Here is a 23496-nt window from a genome sequence, read left to right as displayed (position 1 = left end):
GAGCGTCAGCGCGGAGTGCTGCCCGGGTGGCCTCGTCCACCTCGACAGGGTCAGCGTCGTCAGCGCTGTCGAATCGAACGTCGCACTCGAACTCGGACGGGTCCACTCGCACGAACGCGTCCGGTTCGTCAAACCGTACCCACACGTTCCGTTCACGGTCGCTGACCGGTGACTCAACGAGGGTGGCGAAGGTGCCTGCGTGGCCGCGCGGGTGAAGGGTTTCGTCGAAGGTACTCATGACGGTCATGTACGCGGCGACCCTGGCTTCGTGTCCGCTCAGGTCGCGCGTGCGTGTGCGCAGTGCAGGCTCGCCAGTTCTGTGGCGATGCTGATCAATCCGAAGACGGCAGCGGTAGCGTCGGCGAGGCGAGCTGTGGTGGGCATGCTTTCGTTACGCGCGGTGAGAGGCGGATCACGACAGGGTTGCCCCAGCTGATCATGTCGCGGTGCTGTACCATGAGGCCCCAGTCTGGGGAGTCGTATATGGCGCCGTTGCCGCCGAGAAGAAGTTGGATCGGCAAAAACTCGTAGGGGCCCATATTCATCGACTACGACTTGGAGTCGATCTCATCTGTTCTTATTGGCCTCGGCCACGGAGACGTCTCCACGCAGCCGTCAAACGCTCGCGGAAGACATACGCGAGCCAGAGAACCCCCACGACAATAGGGATCCCAACAGGCCACATCGAAGAATATGTGACAACTACTGCAAGCCCTTCGATTCCAATCAGAGCCGCAGCACCGGAGTAGGCCACCATCACGCCAATGTTCACCCGCGTAGAGACACGCAGCCAAAGCGATGAAAGCAAAGATCGAGACGACCCTGATTGCCCCTCATTCTCAGGGCGAACGGGGCTGTCGTCCTGCGCTACCGCAGGAACATGGTGGTCGTTGTTGGGGGTATAAGGATACACGAAATGCTCGTCTCGCTAGATGCTGAAGTGTGGGCTACAACACCTCCTCAAAACGATGAACGCACAGCCGATAGGCGGGCGCTTCTGCCACTCATGCCATAGGAGGAGCGTTAGGCGCCATCCGAAGAGAACGAGCGAGTGCATTCGCCACCCAGCATACAGAGTGAGCCAGAACGAGAGCGCTCGCAGCCACAATGAGTAAAGTCTGCGTCGGGTTGGACGCGAGTACCGACCCCGCGGCCACCGAAAGTGACAGCACGATGAACTGCATCATCAGCCAGAGAGACAGGACCAACGGCGACACCTCCACTCACATTCCTTCTTAACACCATACATTCAGCTCCGATCACGGGAACCCTGCGAGGCCAGCGCTGCGTATCATCCGGCGTCTATGCGGAATCCATACTGAGCGGCACGACCCGCGAGGCCGGCCACACTGCTGAGGCTCTGATCTTCCGTTCAGCACGGCGGCGTCAGTGCCGTGCCGTGGGCGTCGCCGTGCCATGGGCGTAGCAGCCCCGCGGTCTTGGAGAGTTCCGGAACAACTGACCCGGTGTCATCACGAATCCTCGCGCGAGCCTGGAACCGCCCCGACGCGAGAGGCGCCATGCTCACTTCGCCGAGGACACCAATCGCCCTCCGGCTGTTGGCCACTACCGGCCCAGGTTTTCGAACCAGGCCATCACGGAGCCGAGCTCGTATCGCACGTGCCTGCCCATCTTGCGGAAGAGCGGGCCGGACCGGGTGAGGCGCCAGTCCTCGAGCGTTCGCGGGGAGACCTGGAGCAGCTGCTCAGCTACATCTACCGCCGACCTCAGCACCGTTTCTGGCCAAAGTGGCCACGGAACTGGATGTTTGGCGACGTGCAGGACGTGCAGACACAAGAAAACCCCTAGATTCCGCGGAATCTAGGGGCTCTTCGCTCCCCGACTTGGACTCGAACCAAGAACCTATCGGTTAACAGCCGATTGCTCTGCCAATTGAGCTATCGAGGATCATCCGACCTCCCGGAGGCGATCGCGGCTCTTACTTTACCAAAACCTTCTCGCAGACCAAATCCGCCCTCCTCGAGACGCCACTTGAGTACGCGACACGCCGAGCGGCGTGCGCCCAAGTGGCATCTCGCGGGGCGGCGTCAGTAGCCGGCGCGCGGGTCGACACGGCCGAGGAGGGGGGTGCCTGCGGCGAATGCCGCAACGTTGGCGCGGACGCGCTCGGCCAGGAGGGGCGCGGTCATTTCAGGGGTGTCGGCGCTGTGCGGCGTGATCAAGCAGCGCGGCTCGCTCCAGAGCGGATGCCCGTCGGGCAGCGGCTCGGGGTCGGTCACGTCCAGAGCGGCTCCGGCCAGCCGTCCCTCCGCCAGGGCGGCCACGAGCGCGTCGGTGTCGATGAGGCTCCCCCGCGCGATGTTCACCAGCACGGAACGCGCGGGCAGGCGCGCGAGCACGTCCGCGTCGACTATGCGTTCGGTTCCCGCGGTCGCGGCAGCGGCCAGCACGAGCACGTCGGCGTCCGCGACAACCTCGGGCAGGCTCGCGCTCGCGACCGTCCGCTCGGCCCCCGGCACCGGCTCGTCGCCGCGGCGCACCACGCTCACCCGGCACTCGAAGACGCTGAGCAGCCGCAGCAGCTCGATAGCGATGCCTCCCGCTCCGACGATCACGACCGAGGCGCGGTGCAGAGTGACGGCGCGCTTGTCGCCCCAGGAGGAGGCGCGCGCCCGCTCGGGGAGGAAACGCAGCAGAGCCAGCACAAGCGCCAGAGCGTGTTCGGCGACCGGCTCGGAGTAAGCGCCCTTGGCGCTCGTCCAGACGACTCCGGCGTCGGAGGCGGCGAGCATCGGGGCGAACACGTCGACCCCGGCCCACGGCAGCTGCACCCAGCGGATCGACGGATGCTTCTCGAGCACCGCGGCCAGCTCGTCGGAGCGGCCGTAGGACAGCCAAAGCAGCCCGTCCGGTCGCTCGTCGAGTCCGACAACGGTGCCGCCACCGGACTCGATGGCCTCGGTGAACACCGGCTTCGGCCGCGGGAGCACCGCTACTCTCGGAGCGCTCACTGCTCCGCCGCCTCGACGCGCTGTGCCCGGGACGCGTCGAACCGCTCGTACTCGGCGAACGCGGCCCCGAGTTCGCGCACGTAGGGATGCCGCGCCTCGACCAGCACGTCGAGCAACGGCCCGTAGGCGACCACCTCGCCGCCGACCAGCACGGCGATCCGGTCGGTCGCCCGGCTCAGCACGTCGATATCGTGGCTGACCACGACCGCCGCGAATCCCTGTTGCCGCCGCAGGTTGGCCAGCAAGTCGACGATCGACTCCCGAACCGTCGCGTCGATGCCCGAGGTCGGCTCATCGGCGATGAGCACCGTCGGACCGAGCACCAGCGCACGAGCGATCGCGACGCGCTGGCGCTGCCCGCTCGAGAGTTCGTACGGGTAGCGGTCGAGCAAAAACAGCGGCAGATGGACAGAGTCGAGCAGGGTCGCCACGCGCACGGCGGCGGCCTTTGAGTCGTAGTGCCGGTCGCGGAGGAAGATCGGCTCGGCGATCAGCTCCGAGACGGTCAACTCCGGACGCAGTGTCGCGCCAGCGTCCTGCGCGAGGTGCGCGACATCGACGGTGAAGCGCTTGAGGTCACGGGCGGAGAGCGAGCGGAGGCGGTGACCCGCCACGATCGCCTCTCCCCCGATGATGACGGGGCGCGTGCGTCCACCGTCGCCTCCAAGCCCGTCGCCGCCAAGGACCCGCGCCAGCGTCGACTTGCCCGAGCCGCTGCCACCGACGATCCCTAGCACTTCGCCCGGCTCGACGTGAAGGCTGACGCCCTTCAGCGCCGTCCACCGGCGGCTGATGCCGTGCGGCGGATACTCGACGCTGAGGTCGTCGATGATGATCGGGGCCCGATCCTCGGCGGTGCGGGTCACGCCCGGCGCTCCGCCTCGACGATGGTGCGCAGCAGCTCGCGGCGGGACGCCTGCTCGACCGGATCCGGCACCGGCAGAGACGCGAGCAGCCGCTGAGTGTAAGGATGCTTCGGTGCGGCGAGCACCTCGGCGCCTGTGCCCTCCTCGACCAGCTCGCCGCGATAGAGCACTGCGATGCGGTCGGCCAGGAGGTCGACCACGGCGAGATCGTGGCTGATGAAGAGCGAGGCGAAGCCGAACTCGCGCTGGAGTTCGGCAAAGAGTTCGAGCACGCGTGCCTGCACCGAGACGTCCAGGGCCGAGGTCGGCTCGTCGGCGATCAGCAGCTTCGGCCCGAGCGCGAGGGCGCGGGCGAGGCTAGCGCGCTGGCGCTGCCCACCCGAGAGCTCGTGCGGGTAGCGGTCGCCGTAGGAGCGCGGGAGCTGCACCGCCTCGAGCAGGTCGTCGACGAGGCCACGGGCGGCGGGGGCGTCGCCGGCTCGCCCATGCACGATCAGCGGCTCGGCGACGCACTCGGCGATGGTGAGCAGCGGATTGAAGCTCGACGCTGGATCCTGGAACACGAAGCCGATGTCGCCGCGCACGGGGCGGAAGGCGCGCTCGCGGATACCGCGCATTTCCTTTCCGAGGACCCGCAGCGAGCCGCCGGTGACCGGAGTGAGGCCGGCGATCGCGCGGCCAATGGTCGTCTTGCCCGAGCCGCTCTCGCCTACCAGGCCGAGCACCTCCCCCGCGCGAATGCGGAACGAGACACCATCGACCGCGACGAAGCCGGGACGTCCGAGCCGGCCGGGGTACTGAATCCGCAGACCGTCGGCCTCGACCAGGGTCTCGGTCTCGGGCGCTTCGGCGCGCTCGATGGCGCGGACGCGGGCGCGCTCGACGCCCTGACCCACGTGCGGGACCGCGCTCAGGAGCGTGCGCGTGTACTCGGCCTTCGGCGACGAGAACAGCTCGCCGACACTCGCCTCCTCGACCAACTCGCCCTGGTACATCACGGCGACACGGTCGGCGAGGTCGGCGACGACGCCCATGTTGTGGGTGATCAGCACGATCGAGGTGCCGAATTCGTCGCGGCAGCGCCGGAGCAGGTCGAGGATCTCGGCCTGTACCGTCACGTCGAGCGCGGTGGTCGGCTCGTCGGCGACGATGAGGCCCGGGTCGAGCACCAGCGCCATCGCGATGACGACGCGCTGCTTTTGACCGCCCGAGAACTGGTGCGGGTAGTAGTCGACCCGCTTCTCCGGCTCGGGGATGCCAACGGTGCGCAGCACCTCGATCGCGCGCTGCCGCGCCTGCTTCTTCGACACGGAGCCGTGGGCACGGAGCCCCTCGGCGATCTGCCAGCCGACGGTGAACACGGGGTTGAGTGCCGTGCCCGGCTCCTGGAACACCATCGCTACGTCGGTGCCGCGCAGCTCGCGCAGACGCGCCTTGGGCACCGATACGACATCCGTGGCCGAACTGCCGTCCTTCTTCGAGAGCAGCACCACTCCGGAGGCGGTCGCCGTCTCGGGCAGCAGGCCCAGGATCGTCTTCGCGGTCACGGTTTTGCCGCTGCCGGACTCGCCGACGATCGCGAGGACTTCGCCGCGCTCCACACGGAGGCTGACTCCGGCCACGGCGCGGACGGCTCCGCGGTCGCTCGCGAATGCGACCTCGAGGTCCCTGATGTCGACGATCGGGCGCGCGTCCTGGTCCACTGTCCGGTCGCTCATCGCGTTCCCTCCACTCCGGCGACGGGGTCGTGCCCCGGCGTCTCCAGGCCGTCCGCGACGAGGACTCCGCCCGGCACGACAGACGTCGCTGCGACGTCGCCGGCACCGGCAGCCACCGCGCGCCGACCGCGCAGACGCGGGTCGGCGAGGTCGTTCAGACTCTCGCCGACGAGCGTAATACCCAGCACCACAAGCACGATGGCCATACCCGGGAAGACCGAGGTCCACCAGATACCGCTTGTGACATCTGAGAGGGCTTTGTTGAGGTCATAGCCCCATTCGGCAGCGGAGGTCGGCTCGATGCCGAAGCCGAGGAAGCCGAGGCCCGCAAGCGTCAGGATCGCCTCGGACGAGTTGAGCGTGAAGATCAGCGGCAGCGTCCGGGTGGCGTTGCGCAGAACGTGACGGAACATGATCCGCGGCGTCGACGCTCCGATGACCTTCGCGGACTCGACGAACGCATCGCCCTTGATCCGTACGGTCTCGGCGCGGATAACTCGGAAGTACTGCGGGATATAGACCACAGTGATCGAGACCGCCGCGGCGACGATGCCTGCCCAGAGGTTCGACTGCCCGCCCGAGATCACGATCGACATCACGATCGCCAGCAGCAGGGTGGGGAAGGCGTAGATCGCGTCGCAGATGACGACGAGCACACGGTCGAGCCAGCCGCCAAGGTAGCCGGAGACGAGGCCGAGGAAGACGCCGAGAAAAAGCGACAGGACGACGGCGACGACGATCACCAGGAACGCGGTCTGCGCTCCCCAGAGCACGCGCGAGAGGACGTCATAGCCGCCGACGGTGGTGCCGAGCAGGTGCTCGGCACTCGGCGGCTGCTGCGCGCCGAACGCCTCGTCGCCCGAGCGCAACTGCGAGTAGCCGTAGGGCGCGATCAGCGGAGCGAGGAGTGCGACCAGGAGAAATGCGCCCGTGATGACGAGGCCGGTCACGAGCATCCCCCGCTGGAGGCCGACGCTCTGGCGCAGCTGGTGGACGACCGGGAGGCGGTCGACGAGGCGGCGGCGCGGGCGTGCCGGGGCGGTGGTGCTCATGCTCAGTACCTCACTCGCGGGTCGATGAGTGCCGCGATGACGTCGACAATGAAGTTGGTCAGGGCCACGATCACCGCAAGCAGGGCGACGATGCCCTGCACGGCCACGAAGTCGCGCGCCTGAAGGTACTCGGCGAGCTGAAAGCCGAGACCCTTCCACTCAAAAGTGGTCTCGGTGAGGACTGCACCGCCGAGCAGGAGGGCGATCTGCAGGCCGATCACGGTGATGATCGGGATGAGCGCCGGCCGGTAGGCATGCGTACGGACCAGGCGGAACTCGCTCACCCCGCGCGAGCGCGCTGCGTCGACGTAGTCGGTTCCGAGCGTGCCGATGACGTTGGTGCGCACGAGGCGGAGGAAGATGCCGGCGGTCAGCAGGCCCAGCGCGACGGCGGGCAGCACCGCGTGGGAGAGGACGTCCGAGATCGCGGCAGGGTCGCCGGTCTGGATCGCATCGATCAGATAGATGCCGGTTTTGTTCTCGAGGAACTGGAGCGAGAGTTCGGTGCTCGTCGAGGCGCGTCCGGCGACGGGGAACCACTTCAGCCAGACGGAGAACACCAGCTTGAGCAGCAGGCCCGCGAAGAACACCGGAGTCGCGTAGCAGAGGATCGCGAAGATGCGCAGTACCGCGTCGGGCGTGCGGTCGCGGTGGTACGCGGCGAGCATCCCGAGCGGGATGCCGACGAGGAATGCCACGATCAGGGCGTAAAAGGCGAGCTCGACGGTTGCGGCGCCGTACGTGAGCAGCACCTCGGTGACGGGGCGATTGTCGCTCAGCGTGGTGCCGAAGTCACCGGTGAGCAGACCACCGAGGTACTCGACGTACTGCACGATCAGCGGTCGGTCGTAGCCTGCGGCGGCGACGCGCTCGGCGAGCTGGTCCGCGGTCAGGCGTCCGCCGAGGGCCGCCGTGATCGGGTCGCCCGTGGAGCGCATGAGCAGGAACACCATCGTCACGAGGATGAAGACGGTCGGGATGATGAGCAGGAAGCGGACAAGCAGGTAGCGCCCGAGTCCTCCTCCGGAGCCGCGCGGTCGCCGGGTGGGCGCCGTCGCCGCAGCCGTCGTGGCTGTCGTCACGTGATGCCTTTCGTGGAGAACGGCCGGCGCCTCCTGTCGGGGAGGCGCCGGCCGCGAGAGGGGCGGATCAGCCCTTGCTGAGTGCCGCGTAACGGAACTTGAACGAGGCGTCGAGGGTGTCCTCGGCTCCGCTCACCGTGCTGCCGACGACCGCGACCTGCGAGCCCTGCAGGTAGGGGACGGTCGAGAGCTGCGCCGCGACCTTCTCCTGGAGCTGCTCGATCAGCGCGGTGCGTTCGGCGGTGTCGGTGGTCGAGACCTGCTGGGCGATCAGGCTCTGCACCTCGGCGTCGTCGTAGTGGTTCGCGAGGAAGTTCTCCTTGATGAAGAACGGCGAGAGGTAGTTGTCGGCGTCGGAGTAGTCCGGGAACCAACCGAGCTGGTATGCCGGGTAGACGTCGCTCGAGCGATCCTTCGAGTACTGCACCCACTCGGTGGTCTGCAGGTTGACCGTGAAGAGACCGGTCGACTCCAGCTGGTCCTTGATCAGTGCGTACTCGTCGCCCGAGGACGGGCCGTAGTGATCGTTCGAATACTGCAGGTTCAGGGTGACCGGAGCGGTCACGCCCGCGGCGTCGAGAGTCGCCTTGGCCTTCTCGGCGTCGGGCTTGCCTGCACCGTCACCGTAGAGCGACTTCAGCGGCTCGACCGCGCCGGTCAGACCGGCGGGGACGTAGGAGTAGAGCGGGGTATAAGTGCCCTTGTAGACCTGGTCGGCGATCTCGTCGCGGTCGATCAGGTCGGCCACGGCCTGGCGGACGGCGAGGGCCTTGGTGCTGTCGGCCTCCGCGGTGGTTGCACCGAACGGCTGGGTGTCGAAGTTGAAGACGATGTAGCGGATCTCGCCGCCGGGACCGTCCACGACCTTCACCTTGGTGTTGCCGCGCAGGTCGTCGACATCGGTCGCCGAGAGGCTGCGGAACGCGACGTCGATGTTCCCCTCCTGGATGTCCAGCTTGAGGTTCGAGGAGTCGGCGTAGTACTTGACGTTGACCGTACCGGTCTTCGCCGCGCCGAGAACACCCTGGTACCCGTCGTAGGCCCGGTACTGGATGAGGTTGTTCACGTCGTAGTTGGCGATCGTGTATTGGCCGGCGAAAGCCTCGCCCGAGACGATGTCGGCGTCGGGGGTCAGCTCGTCGGCCGAGAAGACCTCCTCGTCCACGATTGGCCCGGCGGGACTAGACAGGATCTGCGGGAACGTCTGGTCGTTCTCGGACTTGAGCGTGAAGACCACGGTGGTGGCATCCGGCGCCGCGACACTGTCGAGGTTCGCGAGCAGCGAGGAGGGACCATTCTCGGCGGCGATGCCGACCTGGCGGTCGAACGAGAACTTCACGTCAGAGGAGGTGAGGTCGTGGCCGTTGGCCCACTTCAGTCCCTGCTTCAGCGTCACGGTGTACTCCGTGGGCGAGGTGAACTCGGCCGACTCGGCAATGTCCGGCTCGACGTCCGGGCTGCCATACGGGGTGTTCATCAGGAACGGGAACACCTGGTTCATCACGGCAAAGGAGCCGTTGTCGTACGAGCCCGCAGGGTCGAGGGTCGTGATCTTGTCGGTGGTGCCGATGGTCATGGCCCCTCCGGCGCTGCCGCCGGACGAGTCATTCCCGCCGGCGGAGCAGCCCGTCAGCACGAGCGCGACCGCGGCAAAGCCTGCCGCTGCTGCGAGTGCGCGGGTACCGCGGGTGGATGCGGAAGTCATCTCCGTCTGCCTCTTCCTGTCAAAAAATGGGATGCGGGCACGCGCACTATCGGCACAGAGATCTCCTGCCCGCATTGCTGTTCCTCAGTGGTAACACAGTAGGGAGCGCTCTCCGAACCCGAACGGGGGTGGCGACCGATTTCGTCACACGACCGCAACACGCTCACTCCGCGCGCAGAGCCCGCTTCTCGCGCTCGCGCCTACTCCGGACGAAGCGCCCGCTTGTCATTTTCGAGACCCGCGAGGCGAATCTGAAGCGTTCGTCGGACGACAGGATCAGAAGCGCGCCGAAGAGCGCCCGTCAGATCCGCGATCTCGCGCAGCATGTCCCGTTCGATCAGCGCGATCGCGACTCCCTTCGCCCAGCGGGCGAGCCGAATCTCGTCCGCCGCCGCAGGCACAGGAGCAACTGCCAATTGTCGAACGAACGACGCGAAGGGGGCCGGTACATCGTTCGCGATGCAATCCACCCAATCGCGATTCGTCGCCCGCTCCAAATTTACGACGACAGCGTCACGAACCACTCGGAGGGTTTCATTCGTCACGGCCGCGTGGGCCGCTCGATTGAGGAGTTCGGGGCCGACCGTCTCCGGAAGTTGGATCATCGCCATCAGAGCATCGCGTTCCAGCCTCGTGACCATATCCGCAGGAAGGTCGGCAATGGTCGTTCCCGACGGCAGATCAGCACGACCAGTCTCCCGGTTCTGGTCCGCTTGTTCGGTTCTGGGCACCGAGGAGCGCGGTCGTGACCCCGCGGAGCGCACGGCCGCATTCACCTCAGCTATATCTAGTCCGAGCATCCGGGCGAGTTCCCTGGAATAGCCAGGCCGAAGCGCCGGATCTCGGATCTCGGCGACGACCGGCGCCGCCGCCCGCAGCGCCGCGATCCGTCCCTCGACGGTCTCGAGATCGTAACGGTCGAGCAGCTGCCGGATGACGAACTCAAACATCGGCTTCTTATCGTCAATGAGCCTGCGCACCGCGTCGTCGCCCCGGTTCAGACGGAGATCGCAGGGATCTAGGCCGTCCGGTGCGACGGCGACGAAAGTTTGAGCGGCGAAGCGGTGCTCCTCCTGAAAGGCGCGCATCGCTGCCTTCTGGCCGGCCGCGTCCGGGTCGAAGGTGAAGACGACCTCGCCGACCCCGCTGTCGTCACCGAGCACTCGCCGGATGACCTTGATGTGGTCCACTCCGAAGGCCGTGCCGCAGGTGGCGACCGCTGTAGGGACGCCCGCGAGGTGGCAGGCCATGACGTCCGTGTAGCCCTCGACAACCACGACCTGATGCGCGCGCGCGATGTCGCGCTTCGCGAGATCGAGCCCGTAGAGCACCTGGGACTTGTGATAGACGGGCGTCTCGGGAGTGTTCAGGTACTTGGGGCCCTTGTCCTCCTCGAGGAGGCGGCGCGCACCGAAGCCGACGGTCTGGCCGGTGACGTCGCGGATCGGCCAGACGAGCCGACCACGGAATCGGTCGTAGACGCCACCGCGGTTATTGCTGCTGACGAGCCCGGCGGCGGTGAGTTCTTCCTCCGAAAAGCCGCGGCGCTTGAGTGCGGTCGTCAGGCCATCCCAGCCATCGGGAGCGAAACCGACTCCGAATCGCTCGGCGGCGACTCGGTCGAAGCCGCGCTCACCGAGAAAACGGCGGCCCACGTCGGCGCCGGGGGTCGCGAGCTGCTCGCGGAAGAACTCCTCCGCCGCATCGTTGGCGGCAAGCAGTCGCGCCCGGCCGCCGGTTTCGGGAGCCTGTCCACCGCCCTCCTCGTACTGGACCTGGTAGCCCACACGCGCGGCGAGGCGCTCGACCGTCTCGCTGAACGAGCCGTGGTCCATCTTCATGAGGAAGCTGTACACGTCGCCCGACTCCTGGCAGCCGAAGCAGTGGTAGAAGCCTGCCTGTGGTCGGACGTGGAAGCTGGGGCTGCGCTCGTCGTGGAAGGGGCACAGGCCCTTGAGGGAGCCGACTCCGGCCGACTTCAGCGTGACGTACTCGCCGATCACGTCCCCAATATTGATGCGGGCCTTGACCTCCTCGACATCTGACTGTCGGATCCGAGGCATACCCGCCATCGTATCCGCCGCGAAGGCCCGCCAGCCGGGCTGGGGAAACTCTGGCTCCGGCCTGCACCGAGCCGACGATCCTCACGCACGTTGTGCGCGGCACTGCACGCCGTCCTCGACAATCGGACGTGCACGCGTGCCTTCGCCGTGCATCCTGTCGCGAACCAGGTGAATCAACCCAACCGTTCGAACCACGCCAGTGCGCTCTGATCGGTGAGGTTCGCCACCTGGTCGACAACGACGCGGCGGCGGGCGTCGTCGTCGGAGGCGGCGTGCCAGTCCTCAGCGAAGCCGGGTTCGAGGGTGCCCGGGCCACGGTCGAGGAGAGTGTCGGCGAGCCGGATGAGCACGTCGCGCTGCTGAGCGTAGATCGGCTGCCGGGTGTTCCGCGACATCACGAACGTCGCGACGATGCCCTTGAGCACGGCGATCTCGGCCTGCTGCTCGCGGGGTACGACGACGTGGCCGCCGAAGCGGACGAGATCAGGGTGCTGATACGCCTCCCGGGTCGCTTCGGTGGCGGCACCGGCGAAGCGACCGATGAGCTGGCTCGTGAGGTTCTTGAGCCGGGCCTGGTCGCGGCGGGAGCCGTCCCAGGAGGAGACCCACACGTCGAGCGAGTCGAGCCGGTCGAAGGCGGCGACGAGCTCGTCGTGGTCGACCTCCCCGCCGACCCAGGAGTGCATCGACGCCACCAGATCGTCGTGGTCGGCGCGCGAGCCGAGCGCCTCCACGTCGATATAGCCCGAGACGACCGCGTCCTCGAAGTCGTGGACCGAGTAGGCGATGTCGTCCGAGAGGTCCATCACCTCCGCTTCGATGCAGCGCACCCCCTCTGGCGCCCCCTCGCGCATCCAGACGAAGGCGGGCTCGTCGTCGGCGTAGAAGCCGAACTTGGCGCGACCGGACGGATCTGCGACCGAACGGGTGTCGGGCCACGGGTACTTGCAGCTCGCGTCGAGGCTCGCGCGGGTCAGGTTGAGGCCGTAGGGGCGCGCGTCGCCACCGAACACCTTCGGCTCGAGCCGGGTGAGGAGGCGGAAGGTCTGCGCATTGCCCTCGAAGCCGCCGATACCCTCGGCCCAGGAGTTGAGTGCACGCTCACCGTTGTGCCCGAAGGGCGGATGCCCGATGTCATGGGCAAGGCAGGCGGTGTCGACCACGTCCGGGTCGAGGTCGAGGCTGGTGGCGAGTTCGCGGCCGATCTGCGCCACCTCGAGCGAGTGGGTCAGTCGATTGCGCGCGAAATCGACGCCGGCGGTCGGACTGAGCACCTGCGTCTTCGCCGCGAGGCGCCGCAGTGCGCTGGAGTGGAAGAGCCGCGCGCGGTCGCGGGCGAAGTCGGAGCGGCGGGTCGAGTGGTCCTCCGGCAGGAAGCGCTCGATGTCGACGAGCGAGTATCCCCAGAGCGCGCGGTCATCCACCGCTGTTGTGGATCTCTGCGGCCGAGACCACATCGCGCTGGACGGCGTCGAGTTCGCGAGACTCGAGCCAGCGGTCGGGCAGCGAGGGAACCTTCGGCGAGCCGGCGCGCCCGCGCTGGCCCTCGGCCGCCTCACCGGGATACGGCTGGCTCCCGTCGAGTGTCGCGAGCAGCTCGTCGAGCTGCGCGAGCGACTCGACCGTCGCGAGGCGAGCGCGCAGATCGCCACCGACCGCGTAGCCCTTGAAATACCAGGCGACATGTTTGCGGATGTCGCGGCAGCCGCGCTCCTCGCTCTCGAAGAAGTCGACCAGCAGCTCGGCGTGACGCCGGAACGCACCCGCGACCTGCCCCAGGGAGGGGCGAAAACGCTCGTCCGAGCCCGCGAAGGCGGCGGCGAGATCGCCGAAGAGCCACGGCCGACCGAGGCAACCGCGGCCGACCACGACGCCATCGCAGCCGGTCTCGTTCATCATCCGCAGTGCGTCCTCGGCCGACCAGATGTCGCCGTTGCCCAGGACGGGCACGTCGGTGATCGCCGCCTTGAGGGTGGCGATGGCCGACCAGTCGGCGTGGCCGCTGTAGAACTCGGCGGCGGTGCGCGCATGTAGCGCGATGGAGGCGACACCCGCACCCTCGGCAGCCCGCGCGGCCTCAAGGTAAGTCAGGTGATCGGGATCGATGCCCTTACGCATCTTGACGGTCAGCGGGATATCGCCTGCCGCCTGTACCGCTCCCTCGACGATCTGGCGGAACAGCGGCAGCTTCCACGGCAACGCCGCTCCCCCACCCTTGCGCGTGACCTTGGGCACCGGGCAGCCGAAGTTGAGGTCGATGTGGTCGGCGCGGTCCTCGGCGACGAGCATCGTGACCGCCTCAGCGACCGTTCGGGGATCGACGCCGTAGAGCTGGATCGAGCGCACCGACTCGCTCGGGTGGTGGCGGATCAGGCGCATCGACTCCGGCGTGCGTTCGACGAGCGCGCGGGATGTGATCATCTCGCTGACATAGAGGCCGTTGCCGTATTCGCGGCAGAGTCGGCGGAACGCCGTGTTGGTGATGCCCGCCATCGGAGCGAGCACCACCGGCGCATCAAGTTCAAGGGGGCCGATCCGCAAGACCGGTGCGGTGCGCGCAGGCGGGGAGGCCGTGAGAGTGGAAGACATCGGTATCGATTGTCCCAGATCCTGTGTTGGGGAAGGCGGAACGGCGAGCAGAGAGGTGGAGAGATGAGCGAGAGCACGCCTGTGGAGGAGGGCCCGCAGAGGTTTGCGGCGGACGCCCGAGCTCGACATCTGGAGGTCGAGATCATCGAGCGGCCCGAAGCCGGCAGTCTTGCGGAAGCGGCAGCTGCTCTCGGAATCGAGACGGACGAGATCGTGAAGTCCCTTGTCGTCAAGCGTCACGACGGCGACTACCTTTTCGCGCTCGTTCCCGGAGGCCGGCAGATCGCGTGGCCCAAGCTCCGCGCGGTCGTCGGCGTCAACAAGCTGCGCCTCCCCGACGAGGCCGCCGCTCTGGCGGCGACCGGCTACCGCCGCGGCACCATTACGCCCATCGGTTCGACGACTGCCTGGCCCGTCTACGCCGACGAGCGGATCCTCGGACGGCGCATCGCGATGGGCGCGGGAGCCTCTGGCCGCAGCGCCTTCATCGACGCGGATGCCCTGGTCGCCGCGTTTGGGGCGACGGTCGCGGACATCACGACGGAGGAGCCACCGCGCTGACCGCGCAACCGTGGCTCCTAACGGTGGAGGACCCGGACGAGCTCGTCCACGTCGGACTCGTCATTCCAGAGGTGGAACGCCACCCGGAGCCGTCCTCCGCGCCCTGAGACGCGCAACCCCGCAGCCTGAAGCCGATCAAGGTCTGCGGCGTCGGCGTCCGGCCAGGACACGATGGCCCGGCGCTGCGGCTCCCGGTCGAGTCGCTCGCAGAGAGCGTCACCGAGTCCGGATGCATGGGCCCACACCGCGCCGATGTCGAGCGAGCGGAACAGCGCGAGCGAGGCTTCCGCCCCCGCGAACGCCTGCCAGGCGGGAGACACGTCAAAGCGGCGCGCGTTCTCGGCGAGATGCATGGCCGGCCCGTAGCAGGACGACCAGACGTCCTCCCCGGAGTACCAGCCGGCCTGCACCGGGATCAGTTCAGCCGCGTACTCTTCCGAGACCGTGAGGAACGCCACTCCGCGCGGTGAGCAGAGCCACTTGTAGGCGTGAGTGAGTGTCGCGTCGAAGCGAGACGCGTCGACCGGCAGGATGCCCGCGGCCTGGGTGAGATCGCAGGCGGTGCGGACCCCGTGCCGAGCGGCCGCCTCGATCACGGCGTCGAGATCGGCGAGAGCACCGCTGCTCGACTGCACCGCCGAGAAGATCACGAGGTCGTCCGCGTCCTCGACCGAGTCGGCCAGCGCCTCCAGCGCGACCGAGCGGACGACGACTCCGCGGTGCGCCTGCGCCAGGAAGGGGAAGACGATCGAGGAAAAGTCCCCATCCACGCAAAGCACGCGGGCTCCGTCGGCCAGCGAGGCTGCGAGCACGGCGGCCATCGCCGAGGTCTGCGAGCCGATCGCTACGGAGCCGGCGGGGACGCCAACAATGTCGGCGAATGCTTCTCGGGCGCGATCAGCGACGGCACCGTAACCGGCCGCCGTGCTCTCGCCTGAGGACCAGCCATCGAGGTCTGCGCGCAGGGCCGCCACCGTCTCCCTCGGTGGAAGCCCGAGCGTGCAGGCGTTGTGGTAACCGCGAGCTCCAGCGAAGCGCGCGCGCAGGTCGGAAAAATGTGACAGTGCGGTATTCACCCTTCGAGGATGAGGCTCCGAAGCTGGATCGCCAAGTCAACGCGTGCAGAGGGGGTGCCGATGTCGCGAGGTTACGGGCTCCTCACTGCGCGGCGAGGGCATGTGCCTGTTCGATCACCGCGACGACATCGCGGGCCTCGTGCACGTCGACGGGAGCCGGAGCCCCGTCGAGCAACGCCCGCGCCACCTGCTCCAGGAAGGCCGAGTAGCGCCCACGCTCGCTCGGGACGCGTCTCGCCCCGTCGTCATCGACCAGCACGCCCCAGCTCTCGGCCGGGACCTCGCCGAAGCGAGGATCCTCCGCGTGGGCACCGGTGCGCAGCGCCATCTCCTGCGGATCGAGGCCATCGACGCTGTAGCCGCCTCGGGTGCCGAGCACGCGCAGGCGCGGACCAGTGGCGCGGGCCACGCGGCTCATCGCGAGGTGGGAGCGCACGCCTCCGCGGTGCAGCAGCGAGACGAAAGCCTCGTCTTCGCTTGCGCCTCCCGGATGCACGACCCGCGTCTCGGCGGCCGTCACCCGCGCCGGGCCGAACAGCAGCAGGGCTTGGTCGATCAGGTGGCTACCGAGATCGAAGAGGATTCCACCGCCCTCGGGCACGCCGATCTCGCTCTGCCAGCGCCCGGTCTTCTGCGCACTCCAGCGCTCGAACGACGATTCGAAGCGGAGCACCTGGCCGAGCGCTCCCTCGGCGAGGAGGCGACGCAGCGTCAGCAGATCAGAATCCCAGCGCCGGTTCTGAAACACGAAGACGGGCGCACCACTCGCCTCGGACGCGGCAATGATCGCATCGGCATCGGCCGTACTCGGAGCGAACGGCTTGTCGATCACCACGGCGACGCCTGCGGCCAGCACCTGCTCGGCCTGCGCGCGGTGCACCGACGGCGGAGTGGCAAGCACGACCAACGCCGGCCGCTCGGCGAGCACCGCGTCGAGATCGGGCACGATGCGGGCCCCGGGGTGGGCGGCAGAAGCAGCCTCCGAGCGCGCGGCGTCGCGGGTGGCGATCGCGACGATCTCGAACGCCGGGTCGGCCGCGAGGAATGGCCCGTGAAAGACGCTGCCGGCAAGGCCGAAGCCGACGAGTCCGACCCGGATCATGCGGAGGCTCCCGGCACGTCCACAGCGCCGCCGAAGCGACGCGAGCGCCCGGAGTAGTGCTCGATCGCCTCCCACAGGTCGGTGCGGGTGAAGTCGGGCCAGAGCCGGTCGAGAAACACCATCTCGGCGTAGGCGCTCTGCCAGAGCAGGAAGTTACTCGTGCGCTGCTCGCCAGAGGAGCGCACGAACAGGTCGACGTCCGGCATCTCTGGCACGTAGAGGGCCCGCGCGATCGTCTTCTCGCTGATCCCGGAAGGCTTCAGTCGCCCCGCCGCGACCTCGCCGGCGAGCCGCTGCACCGCGTCGGCGATCTCGGTGCGCCCGCCGTAGTTCACACACATGGTGAGGGTGAGCACGTCGTTGTCGGCGGTCAACCGCTCGGCGAACTGCAGTTCGGTGATGACGGACGCCCAGAGCCGGGGCCTGCGGCCAGCCCATCGAACGCGTACGCCCCACTCGTTCAGCTGGTCGCGGCGGCGGTGCAGCACGTCGCGGTTGAACCCCATCAGGAAGCGCACCTCCTCCGGCGAGCGCTTCCAGTTCTCCGTCGAGAACGCATAGACGCTGAGATGCTTCACCCCGATCTGGATCGCACCGGCGACCACATCGAGCAGCGCCGTCTCGCCCCGCTTATGGCCCTCGATCCGTGTCAATCCGCGGGCGTTTGCCCATCGGCCGTTGCCGTCCATCACTATTGCGACGTGAGAGGGGACCGCCTTCGGCGAGATTTCGGGCGGATAAGTCCCCGTCCAGTCGAGGGGGCGGTACGGCTCGGCGTCCTTATGGGTGAAGGGCTTCATCGGGTGACGTGCTCCAGTGATCTCAGACCGCGTTCGAGGTGGAACTGGGTGTAGGCGGCAACGACTCCGCTTGCCCGCGACCGCGTCGAAGGCTCGGTCGTCTCGGCGTGCCCCCAGTCTCCCGTGAGTAGCGCGCCCAGCAGGACCACGACCTCCGGAGCGACCCGCGGGGCCCCCGGTGGCGTGCACTCGACGCACACGACGCCTCCGAGCTGCACCACCACGGCGCCGTGCGGCCCCGGGGCGCCGCAGCGCGCGCAATCGTCGAAACTCGGCGCCCAGCCCGCAATGGAGAGGGCACGCAGAAGGTACGAGTCGAGGGTGAGCACCGGCTCGTGCTCGTGCCGAGACAGCGAGCGCAGCGCGCCAACCAGGAGGAGGTACTGCTGTAACGACGCGTCGGCATCGGTCAAGCGGTCGGCCGTCTCGACCATCGCGCTCGCGGCCGTGTAACTGTCGTAGTCGGCCGCGATCAGCGCACCGTAGGCTCCGAGCGACTCCGCCTGCGTGACGATGTCGAGGCTCCGGCCCTCATAGAGCTGGAGATCGGCGACCATGAACGGCTCGAGCCGCGAGCCAAACTTGGAGCCGGTCTTGCGCACACCCTTGGCCACGGCGCGGATCTTGCCATGGCCGCGCGAGAGCAGGGTGACGATGCGGTCGGCCTCGCCCAGCTTGTGCGTGCGAAGCACCACGGCTTCGTCACGATAGGTGGGCATACGCCAATTATCCCCCCGACCACCGACACCCGCCTGGCAGCGCGGCGGAGCGGGAGCCCGGGTCATGGAACGATGTCCACGTGGCAGCCTCCCTCTTCGAGATCCCAGCCTGGACCGACCTGCTCGCGATTGCCATCGGCTGCCTTCAGGGCGCCATGTTCGCGGGCGAGTTCCGCGACCGTCGGATCGACCTGCTCGGCGTCACCATCATCGGCACCGCGACGGGGCTGGGCGGCGGCGTGCTGCGCGACCTGCTCCTGCAGACGCCGCTCGTGGCGCTGCACACCAACGCCTACCTGATCGTCGCGGTCACCGCCTCCCTCGTCGGGATGCTGCTCCAGCACCTACTGAATCGGGTCGACGGCACGATCACCGCCCTCGACGCGTTGACCCTCGGTCTGTTCGGTGCGATCGGGACCACGAAGGCCCTGTCGCTCGGAGTTCCGGAGGTGCCTGCGGTCTTCGTCGGAACCGTCTCGGCCGTGGGCGGCTCCGTCGTACGAGACATCCTGCTCAACCGTCCGATCGCGCTGATGCACGTCGGCTCGCTCTACGCGGTCGCGGCTTCGGTCGGCACCGTCGTGATCGTCGTGGCACTGCGCTTCGGAGTGACGATCGCCTTCGCCGCGACCCTCGGCGTTCTGGTAACCGCAGTCATCCGCCTGCTTGCTGTGCGCTACGGCTGGAGCCTGCCCGAGCAGCGCGCCCTGAGAGGTGTCCCCCGCCTCCGCTGGCGCCGCCGCCCGTGACGCCGGCCCCCTCGCCGGGGCCGGCGCGGGTCAGGCCGAGGCTGCGGCCAGGACGGGAGCCGGGACCTCTTCGCGCAGGGCGCGGTTGACAGCCGAGACGATTGCCTTGAGAGAGGCGGTCGAGATGTCCGCGTCGATGCCGACGCCCCACAGGGTGCGGCCGTTCACCGAGCACTCGACGTAGGAGGCGGCGAGGGCATCGCCACCCGCGCTGAGCGCATGTTCGGCGTAATCGAGGACTCGTACCTCGACGCCCTGCTGCCCGAGCACGGCCTCGAACGCGTTGATCGGCCCGTTCCCGCGCGCGTCCGCCGTCACCCTCTCGTCGCCGACGCGCAGCACGGTATCGAGGGCGATACTCCCGCCCAGGTCGCTCGAGGTGTCGGTGCGCAGCAGCTCGAAGCGGCCCCACTTCTCGTCCGAGCATTCCGCGGGCAGGTACTCGTCCTGGAACACCGACCAGATCTGCCCACTGGTGACCTCGCCGCCCTCCGCGTCGGTCTTGGCCTGCACGACTCCCGAGAACTCGATCTGCAGGCGGCGGGGCAGATCGAGCGCGTGGTCCGTCTTGAGCAGGTACGCGACTCCGCCCTTGCCCGACTGCGAGTTGACCCGGATGACGGCCTCGTAGGAGCGCCCCAGGTCTTTCGGGTCGACCGGCAGGTAGGGCACGGCCCAGAGGAGTTCGTCGACGCTGCGGCCGGTGCGCTCGGCCTCGGCGTCCATGGCCTCGAACCCCTTCTTAATGGCGTCCTGGTGGGAGCCGCTGAAGGCGGTGAAGACCAGGTCTCCGGCCCAGGGGCTGCGCTCGGGCACCGGCAGCTGGTTGCAGTATTCGGCGGTGCGCTTGATGTCGTCCATGTCACTGAAGTCGATTTGCGGATCGATGCCCTGGGTGAACAGGTTCACGCCCAGTGCCACGAGGTCGACATTGCCCGTGCGCTCGCCGTTGCCGAAGAGACAGCCCTCGATCCGGTCCGCGCCGGCCAGGTAACCCAGCTCGGCCGCGGCCACGGCCGTGCCGCGGTCGTTGTGGGGGTGCAGAGAGAGGACGATGTTCTCGCGCTGGGCCAGGTTCCGGCTCATCCACTCGATCGAGTCGGCGTAGACGTTCGGCGTGGACATCTCGACGGTCGCGGGCAGGTTGAGGATGACCTTGCGCTCGGGAGTGGGCTCGAGAACCTCGACCACACGGTCGCAGATCTCGCGAGCGAAGTCGAGTTCGGTGCCGGTGTAGCTCTCGGGCGAGTACGAGTAGTAGACGGTCGTGCCGGGGACGCTCGCTTCCATTTCGCGGCACTTCCGCGCGCCGGCCAGAGCAATGTCGATGATGCCCTGGCGGTCCTGCCGGAACACCACCTCGCGCTGCAACACGCTCGTGGAGTTGTAGAAGTGCACGATGACGTCGCGGGCGCCACGGAGCGACTCGTAGGTGCGCTCGATGAGGTGGTCGCGCGCCTGCGTCAGCACCTGGATGGTGACATCCTCGGGGATCGCGTCCTCCTCAATAAGGCTGCGCACGAAGTCGAAGTCGGTCTGGCTCGCACTCGGGAAGCCGACCTCGATCTCCTTATAGCCCATCCGGACCAGCAGATCGAACATGATGCGCTTGCGCTCGGGGCTCATCGGGTCGATGAGGGCCTGATTACCGTCGCGCAGGTCGACGGCGCACCACCGCGGCGCGGTAGTGATGCGCTTGTCCGGCCAGGTGCGGTCGGGCAGGTCCACGGCGATCAGCTCGTGGAAGGGGCGGTATCGGCCGATCGGCATGGGCGACGGCTTCTGGTTGTTGGGCATGGTGTGCTCTCCTGGCGCGGGAACGCGCTCATGTCTGGTCTCGCGCACAGCGGATTTCGTGCGGCTCTGGCCGCGTGAGCGAGGAGGTGATTAGCCGACAACGAACTCCGCGACGAGGGTGGCCTGAGGATCAGATCTCGTCGCGGCGGAGAAGAAGCAGCAGTCCGGCGCACACTCGGCCAGGTTAGCACCGCGCCCGCAGAGACGTCATCCCGCGAGACGGCCCCTAGCCGGCCAGGCCGTTCTCGTACGCATAGACGACGAGCTGGACGCGATCGCGCAGCCCGAGCTTGCCGAGCGTGCGGCTGATGTGGGTCTTGACCGTGGCCTCGCTCAGAAACTCTGCACGGGCGATCTCGGTGTTGCTCAGACCCCGGGCCGCCAGGTGGAAGATCTCGCGCTCGCGGTCGGTGAGGGTCGCGAACTCCGCCGGCGTCTCCCGGCCGCTACCGGCCGCACCGAAGTGCTCGAAGAGCTCGCGGGTGGCGGAGGCCGCGACGACGGCCGTCCCCGCGTGCACCGTCCGAACCGAGGCGAGCAGGAAGCCGGGCTCGGTGTCCTTGAGGAGGAAGCCACTCGCTCCAGCCCGGATCGCTCGGGCAGCCGCCTCATCGAGGTCGAAGGTTGTCAGCACCAGGATGCGCGGCGCATCCACTCCCCGCTCGTGAGCGTCGGCGAGAATCCGCCGCGTCGATTCGATCCCGTCGACTCCCGGCATCCTGATGTCCATCAGCACGACATCGGGAGCCAGCTTCGCCACCAGCTCCGCGCCCTCGGCCCCGTCCGAGGCTTCGCCCACCACCTCGAGATCGGGCTGCGAACCCAGGAGCATGCGGATACCGGCGCGGAAGAGCGCCTGATCGTCAACGAGGACGACGCGGATGGACTCGGTCATGCGGGGATGCCTCCAGAGGCGAGGGGGGACGTGGCGCTCGACTCACGAGCGAGAAGGGCAGTGGCGGGGAGGCGCGCATGGACGACGAAGTCCTCCCCTACAGGTCCGGCGGAGAGGGCGCCGCCGACCAGGGTGGCGCGCTCGCGCATCCCAACCAGACCGTGCCCCTCGCCCGGCAGAGCATCGCGCTCGTCCTCGAGGCGGCGCGCGTTGCGAACCGTCAAGACCAGTTCGTCGCCGGAACGGCACAGGGAAACCGTGATCGCCGAGCCCGGACGACCATGCCGCAGGGCGTTGGTGGTCGCCTCTTGCGCGATGCGGTACAGGGCCAGACCGACAGCGCGGGGTACCGCTTCCAGATCGACGGCTAAGTCGGCGCGGACGGGAGTGCCTGCACCGCCGACGCTGCCGAGGAGCGCAGGCAGGTCGGCAGCGCCCGGCTGCGGACCGTCGCTCTGAGAATGCCGAAGCTGCGCGAGAAGTACTCGGACATCGGCAAGCGCGTCGCGGGCGACGGAGGAGATGGTCAGCAGTGCCGCGTCCGTCTGCTCGGGACTCGAGGCGCCAAGGTAACGCGCGCCGTCAGACTGCGCGATGACGACCGCGAGGGAGTGGGCCACGACATCGTGCATGTCGCGGGCAATCCGGTTGCGCTCCTCGACCGTGTCGAGTTCGCGTTGCGCCCGCGCCCGCTCCTGTTCCGCCTGGGCGCGCAGCGTCTGGCCCTCCCGCGCACGCCGCACCGCCCGCGAGAGCAGACCGATGGTCCAGGACAGGCCGAGCATCGCGAGGATCCCGCCGAAGACCACTCCGGCTAGCAGCACGCTGTCGCTGCGGCCCTTGAGCAGGTTGAACGTGAGCGTCAGATAGGCGACCGCGATGACCGCGCCGAGAACGGCAGAGACCGCGCCTGCGATCCGCACGCGTCGTGACTCCGACGCACCGGTGCAAAACAGCACGGCGAGAATGGCGAGATCACCGGGGCCAGGCGCGAGTTGCGCGCTCATCTGCAGGGCGACCGCGACCCACGCGAGCGTCAGGGCGAGCGGGGGCGAGCGACGACACAGCACCAGCGCGACGGAGAAGACACCGGCGACACAGAGCTGGAACGATTCCGGCCGCTTGACGTAGGGCAGCCCGCCGATCAGGAGCAGAGCCAGGGCCTGCACGCCCGCGATGCCGACCGAGAACGGCAGCTGAGGACCGGCGACCCGGGTTAGCAGCGCGTCAACCCTGTCACCGGGGCCGGCCGGTGCCCGCAGGCCGAGGACGAACACGAGGACGTGCGCTGCGCTGATGAGGGAGGCGACTACCACCATCGCTGTGGCAAAGACGACGGATCCCATCGCCTGCGTGTCGCTGTAGCCGAGGGCCTGGCCGAGCGGAGGGACGGCGGCGACGCCGCCGATCGCCGCGAGCACGAAGACACCGGCGAGAACGAGGGAGCGTGCCCAGAGCCCGAGACGCCGTGCGCTCTCCCAGACGACGACAAGGCCGACGAGTACGGCATCGACGGGAACGCCGACGACGAGCAGGCCGCCTCCGGTGAGGACACCAACGGCGCAGAGGGAGGGGGCGAGCGCCGGGAGGAACGCGGCGACCGCGAGTCCGAGGGCGAGCAGGAGACTGCCGGCGAGGCCATCGAACCGCGTGCTGCCGAGGGTGGTGAGCAGCAGATGGAGGCCCGCGAGCAACACTCCAGCGATCGGCAGCGTCGCCGGTCGGTCGAGGAAGGCACGCATGAGCCCAC

20 protein-coding genes and 1 tRNA gene are annotated in these 23496 nt (G+C 68.2%); 2 read left to right on the top strand and 19 right to left on the bottom strand.

Annotation, left to right across the window (positions count from 1 at the left end):
* The 12 genes from B0H03_RS16910 to dusB all read right to left on the bottom strand — a co-directional run.
* Positions 1-238: hypothetical protein (locus tag B0H03_RS16910; protein ID WP_207774249.1), on the bottom strand; the 238-nt coding region annotated here is incomplete at its 3' end.
* 1328 nt (positions 239-1566) lie between these two features.
* Positions 1567-1734, bottom strand: coding sequence for a helix-turn-helix domain-containing protein (locus B0H03_RS17340; protein ID WP_104264561.1), 168 nt, complete (start codon positions 1732-1734; stop codon positions 1567-1569).
* Positions 1735-1835: 101 nt separating this feature from the next.
* A tRNA-Asn gene (locus B0H03_RS10200) sits at positions 1836-1908 on the bottom strand.
* Between the two features lie 140 nt (positions 1909-2048).
* Positions 2049-2972, bottom strand: a complete 924-nt coding sequence (locus B0H03_RS10195) for a D-isomer specific 2-hydroxyacid dehydrogenase family protein (protein ID WP_241560398.1) — start codon at positions 2970-2972, stop codon at positions 2049-2051.
* Complete coding sequence (locus tag B0H03_RS10190) at positions 2969-3838, bottom strand: ATP-binding cassette domain-containing protein (RefSeq protein WP_241560399.1); 870 nt, start codon at positions 3836-3838, stop codon at positions 2969-2971. Before B0H03_RS10190 ends, B0H03_RS10195 begins: the two co-directional genes overlap by 4 nt.
* Positions 3835-5556 (bottom strand): dipeptide ABC transporter ATP-binding protein, encoded by a 1722-nt coding sequence (locus B0H03_RS10185; protein ID WP_104264559.1) that lies wholly within the window; start codon positions 5554-5556, stop codon positions 3835-3837. Before B0H03_RS10185 ends, B0H03_RS10190 begins: the two co-directional genes overlap by 4 nt.
* Entirely contained in the window at positions 5553-6608 is a 1056-nt protein-coding gene (locus tag B0H03_RS10180) for an ABC transporter permease (RefSeq protein WP_104264558.1), read from the bottom strand. Before B0H03_RS10180 ends, B0H03_RS10185 begins: the two co-directional genes overlap by 4 nt.
* 2 nt (positions 6609-6610) lie before the next feature.
* Positions 6611-7690 carry an ABC transporter permease gene (locus tag B0H03_RS10175; protein ID WP_104264557.1) on the bottom strand — a complete coding sequence of 360 codons (1080 nt, stop codon included), beginning with the start codon at positions 7688-7690 and terminating at the stop codon, positions 6611-6613.
* A 67-nt stretch (positions 7691-7757) separates the two neighbouring features.
* Positions 7758-9395 carry an ABC transporter substrate-binding protein gene (locus B0H03_RS10170; RefSeq protein WP_104264556.1) on the bottom strand — a complete coding sequence of 546 codons (1638 nt, stop codon included), beginning with the start codon at positions 9393-9395 and terminating at the stop codon, positions 7758-7760.
* 200 nt (positions 9396-9595) lie between these two features.
* Positions 9596-11458, bottom strand: coding sequence for a DNA primase (gene dnaG / locus B0H03_RS10165; protein WP_104264555.1), 1863 nt, complete (start codon positions 11456-11458; stop codon positions 9596-9598).
* Positions 11459-11631: 173 nt separating this feature from the next.
* A complete protein-coding gene (locus tag B0H03_RS10160; RefSeq protein ID WP_104264554.1) occupies positions 11632-12915 on the bottom strand; it encodes a deoxyguanosinetriphosphate triphosphohydrolase in 1284 nt (427 codons plus the stop codon).
* Entirely contained in the window at positions 12875-14047 is a 1173-nt protein-coding gene (gene dusB / locus B0H03_RS10155) for a tRNA dihydrouridine synthase DusB (RefSeq protein WP_104264553.1), read from the bottom strand. Before dusB ends, B0H03_RS10160 begins: the two co-directional genes overlap by 41 nt.
* Before the next feature lie 63 nt (positions 14048-14110).
* Here dusB and B0H03_RS10150 point away from each other — a divergent pair, with 63 nt between their 5' ends.
* Positions 14111-14608 (top strand): aminoacyl-tRNA deacylase, encoded by a 498-nt coding sequence (locus tag B0H03_RS10150; protein ID WP_104264552.1) that lies wholly within the window; start codon positions 14111-14113, stop codon positions 14606-14608.
* A 17-nt stretch (positions 14609-14625) separates the two neighbouring features.
* Here the strand turns inward: B0H03_RS10150 and B0H03_RS10145 are convergent, their stop codons facing one another.
* The 4 genes from B0H03_RS10145 to recO form a co-directional block, all read right to left on the bottom strand.
* On the bottom strand, positions 14626-15684 hold the full coding sequence (locus B0H03_RS10145) for an aminotransferase class V-fold PLP-dependent enzyme (RefSeq protein WP_104264551.1): 1059 nt from the start codon (positions 15682-15684) through the stop codon (positions 14626-14628).
* Positions 15685-15766: 82 nt separating this feature from the next.
* A complete protein-coding gene (locus B0H03_RS10140; RefSeq protein ID WP_104264550.1) occupies positions 15767-16786 on the bottom strand; it encodes a Gfo/Idh/MocA family protein in 1020 nt (339 codons plus the stop codon).
* Positions 16783-17586, bottom strand: coding sequence for an isoprenyl transferase (locus tag B0H03_RS10135; RefSeq protein WP_104264549.1), 804 nt, complete (start codon positions 17584-17586; stop codon positions 16783-16785). The genes B0H03_RS10140 and B0H03_RS10135 overlap by 4 nt, the downstream gene beginning before the upstream one ends.
* Complete coding sequence (recO, locus tag B0H03_RS10130) at positions 17583-18305, bottom strand: DNA repair protein RecO (protein ID WP_104264548.1); 723 nt, start codon at positions 18303-18305, stop codon at positions 17583-17585. Before recO ends, B0H03_RS10135 begins: the two co-directional genes overlap by 4 nt.
* An 80-nt stretch (positions 18306-18385) precedes the next feature.
* Here recO and B0H03_RS10125 point away from each other — a divergent pair, with 80 nt between their 5' ends.
* The gene (locus B0H03_RS10125; protein ID WP_241560401.1) at positions 18386-19054 is read left to right on the top strand and encodes a trimeric intracellular cation channel family protein; all 669 of its coding nucleotides are present in this window, start codon (positions 18386-18388) and stop codon (positions 19052-19054) included.
* A 30-nt stretch (positions 19055-19084) separates the two neighbouring features.
* Here B0H03_RS10125 and leuA read toward each other — a convergent pair whose 3' ends face one another.
* The 3 genes from leuA to B0H03_RS10110 form a co-directional block, all read right to left on the bottom strand.
* Positions 19085-20851, bottom strand: a complete 1767-nt coding sequence (gene leuA, locus B0H03_RS10120; RefSeq protein ID WP_104264547.1) for a 2-isopropylmalate synthase — start codon at positions 20849-20851, stop codon at positions 19085-19087.
* A 226-nt stretch (positions 20852-21077) separates the two neighbouring features.
* Positions 21078-21746 (bottom strand): response regulator, encoded by a 669-nt coding sequence (locus tag B0H03_RS10115; RefSeq protein ID WP_104264546.1) that lies wholly within the window; start codon positions 21744-21746, stop codon positions 21078-21080.
* A complete protein-coding gene (locus B0H03_RS10110) occupies positions 21743-23488 on the bottom strand; it encodes a sensor histidine kinase (RefSeq protein ID WP_127843918.1) in 1746 nt (581 codons plus the stop codon). Before B0H03_RS10110 ends, B0H03_RS10115 begins: the two co-directional genes overlap by 4 nt.
* Positions 23489-23496: the final 8 nt, after the last annotated feature.

The organism is Rathayibacter iranicus NCPPB 2253 = VKM Ac-1602, assembly GCF_003149025.1.
Classification (GTDB): Bacteria; Actinomycetota; Actinomycetes; order Actinomycetales; family Microbacteriaceae; genus Rathayibacter; species Rathayibacter iranicus.
This window is presented reverse-complemented; position numbering and strand designations above follow the sequence as displayed.

Excerpts from the sequence above, each read along its gene's own strand:
- B0H03_RS10185 (WP_104264559.1), bottom strand. The coding sequence starts at position 5,556 with ATGAGCGACCGGACAGTGGACCAGGACGCGCGCCCGATCGTCGACATC.
- B0H03_RS10180 (WP_104264558.1), bottom strand. The coding sequence starts at position 6,608 with ATGAGCACCACCGCCCCGGCACGCCCGCGCCGCCGCCTCGTCGACCGC.
- B0H03_RS10170 (WP_104264556.1), bottom strand. The coding sequence starts at position 9,395 with ATGACTTCCGCATCCACCCGCGGTACCCGCGCACTCGCAGCAGCGGCA.
- dnaG (WP_104264555.1), bottom strand. The coding sequence starts at position 11,458 with ATGCCTCGGATCCGACAGTCAGATGTCGAGGAGGTCAAGGCCCGCATC.
- B0H03_RS10160 (WP_104264554.1), bottom strand. The coding sequence starts at position 12,915 with ATGTGGTCTCGGCCGCAGAGATCCACAACAGCGGTGGATGACCGCGCG.
- dusB (WP_104264553.1), bottom strand. The coding sequence starts at position 14,047 with ATGTCTTCCACTCTCACGGCCTCCCCGCCTGCGCGCACCGCACCGGTC.
- B0H03_RS10150 (WP_104264552.1), top strand. The coding sequence starts at position 14,111 with ATGAGCGAGAGCACGCCTGTGGAGGAGGGCCCGCAGAGGTTTGCGGCG.
- B0H03_RS10140 (WP_104264550.1), bottom strand. The coding sequence starts at position 16,786 with ATGATCCGGGTCGGACTCGTCGGCTTCGGCCTTGCCGGCAGCGTCTTT.
- B0H03_RS10135 (WP_104264549.1), bottom strand. The coding sequence starts at position 17,586 with ATGAAGCCCTTCACCCATAAGGACGCCGAGCCGTACCGCCCCCTCGAC.
- recO (WP_104264548.1), bottom strand. The coding sequence starts at position 18,305 with ATGCCCACCTATCGTGACGAAGCCGTGGTGCTTCGCACGCACAAGCTG.
- leuA (WP_104264547.1), bottom strand. The coding sequence starts at position 20,851 with ATGCCCAACAACCAGAAGCCGTCGCCCATGCCGATCGGCCGATACCGC.
- B0H03_RS10115 (WP_104264546.1), bottom strand. The coding sequence starts at position 21,746 with ATGACCGAGTCCATCCGCGTCGTCCTCGTTGACGATCAGGCGCTCTTC.
- B0H03_RS10110 (WP_127843918.1), bottom strand. The coding sequence starts at position 23,488 with ATGCGTGCCTTCCTCGACCGACCGGCGACGCTGCCGATCGCTGGAGTG.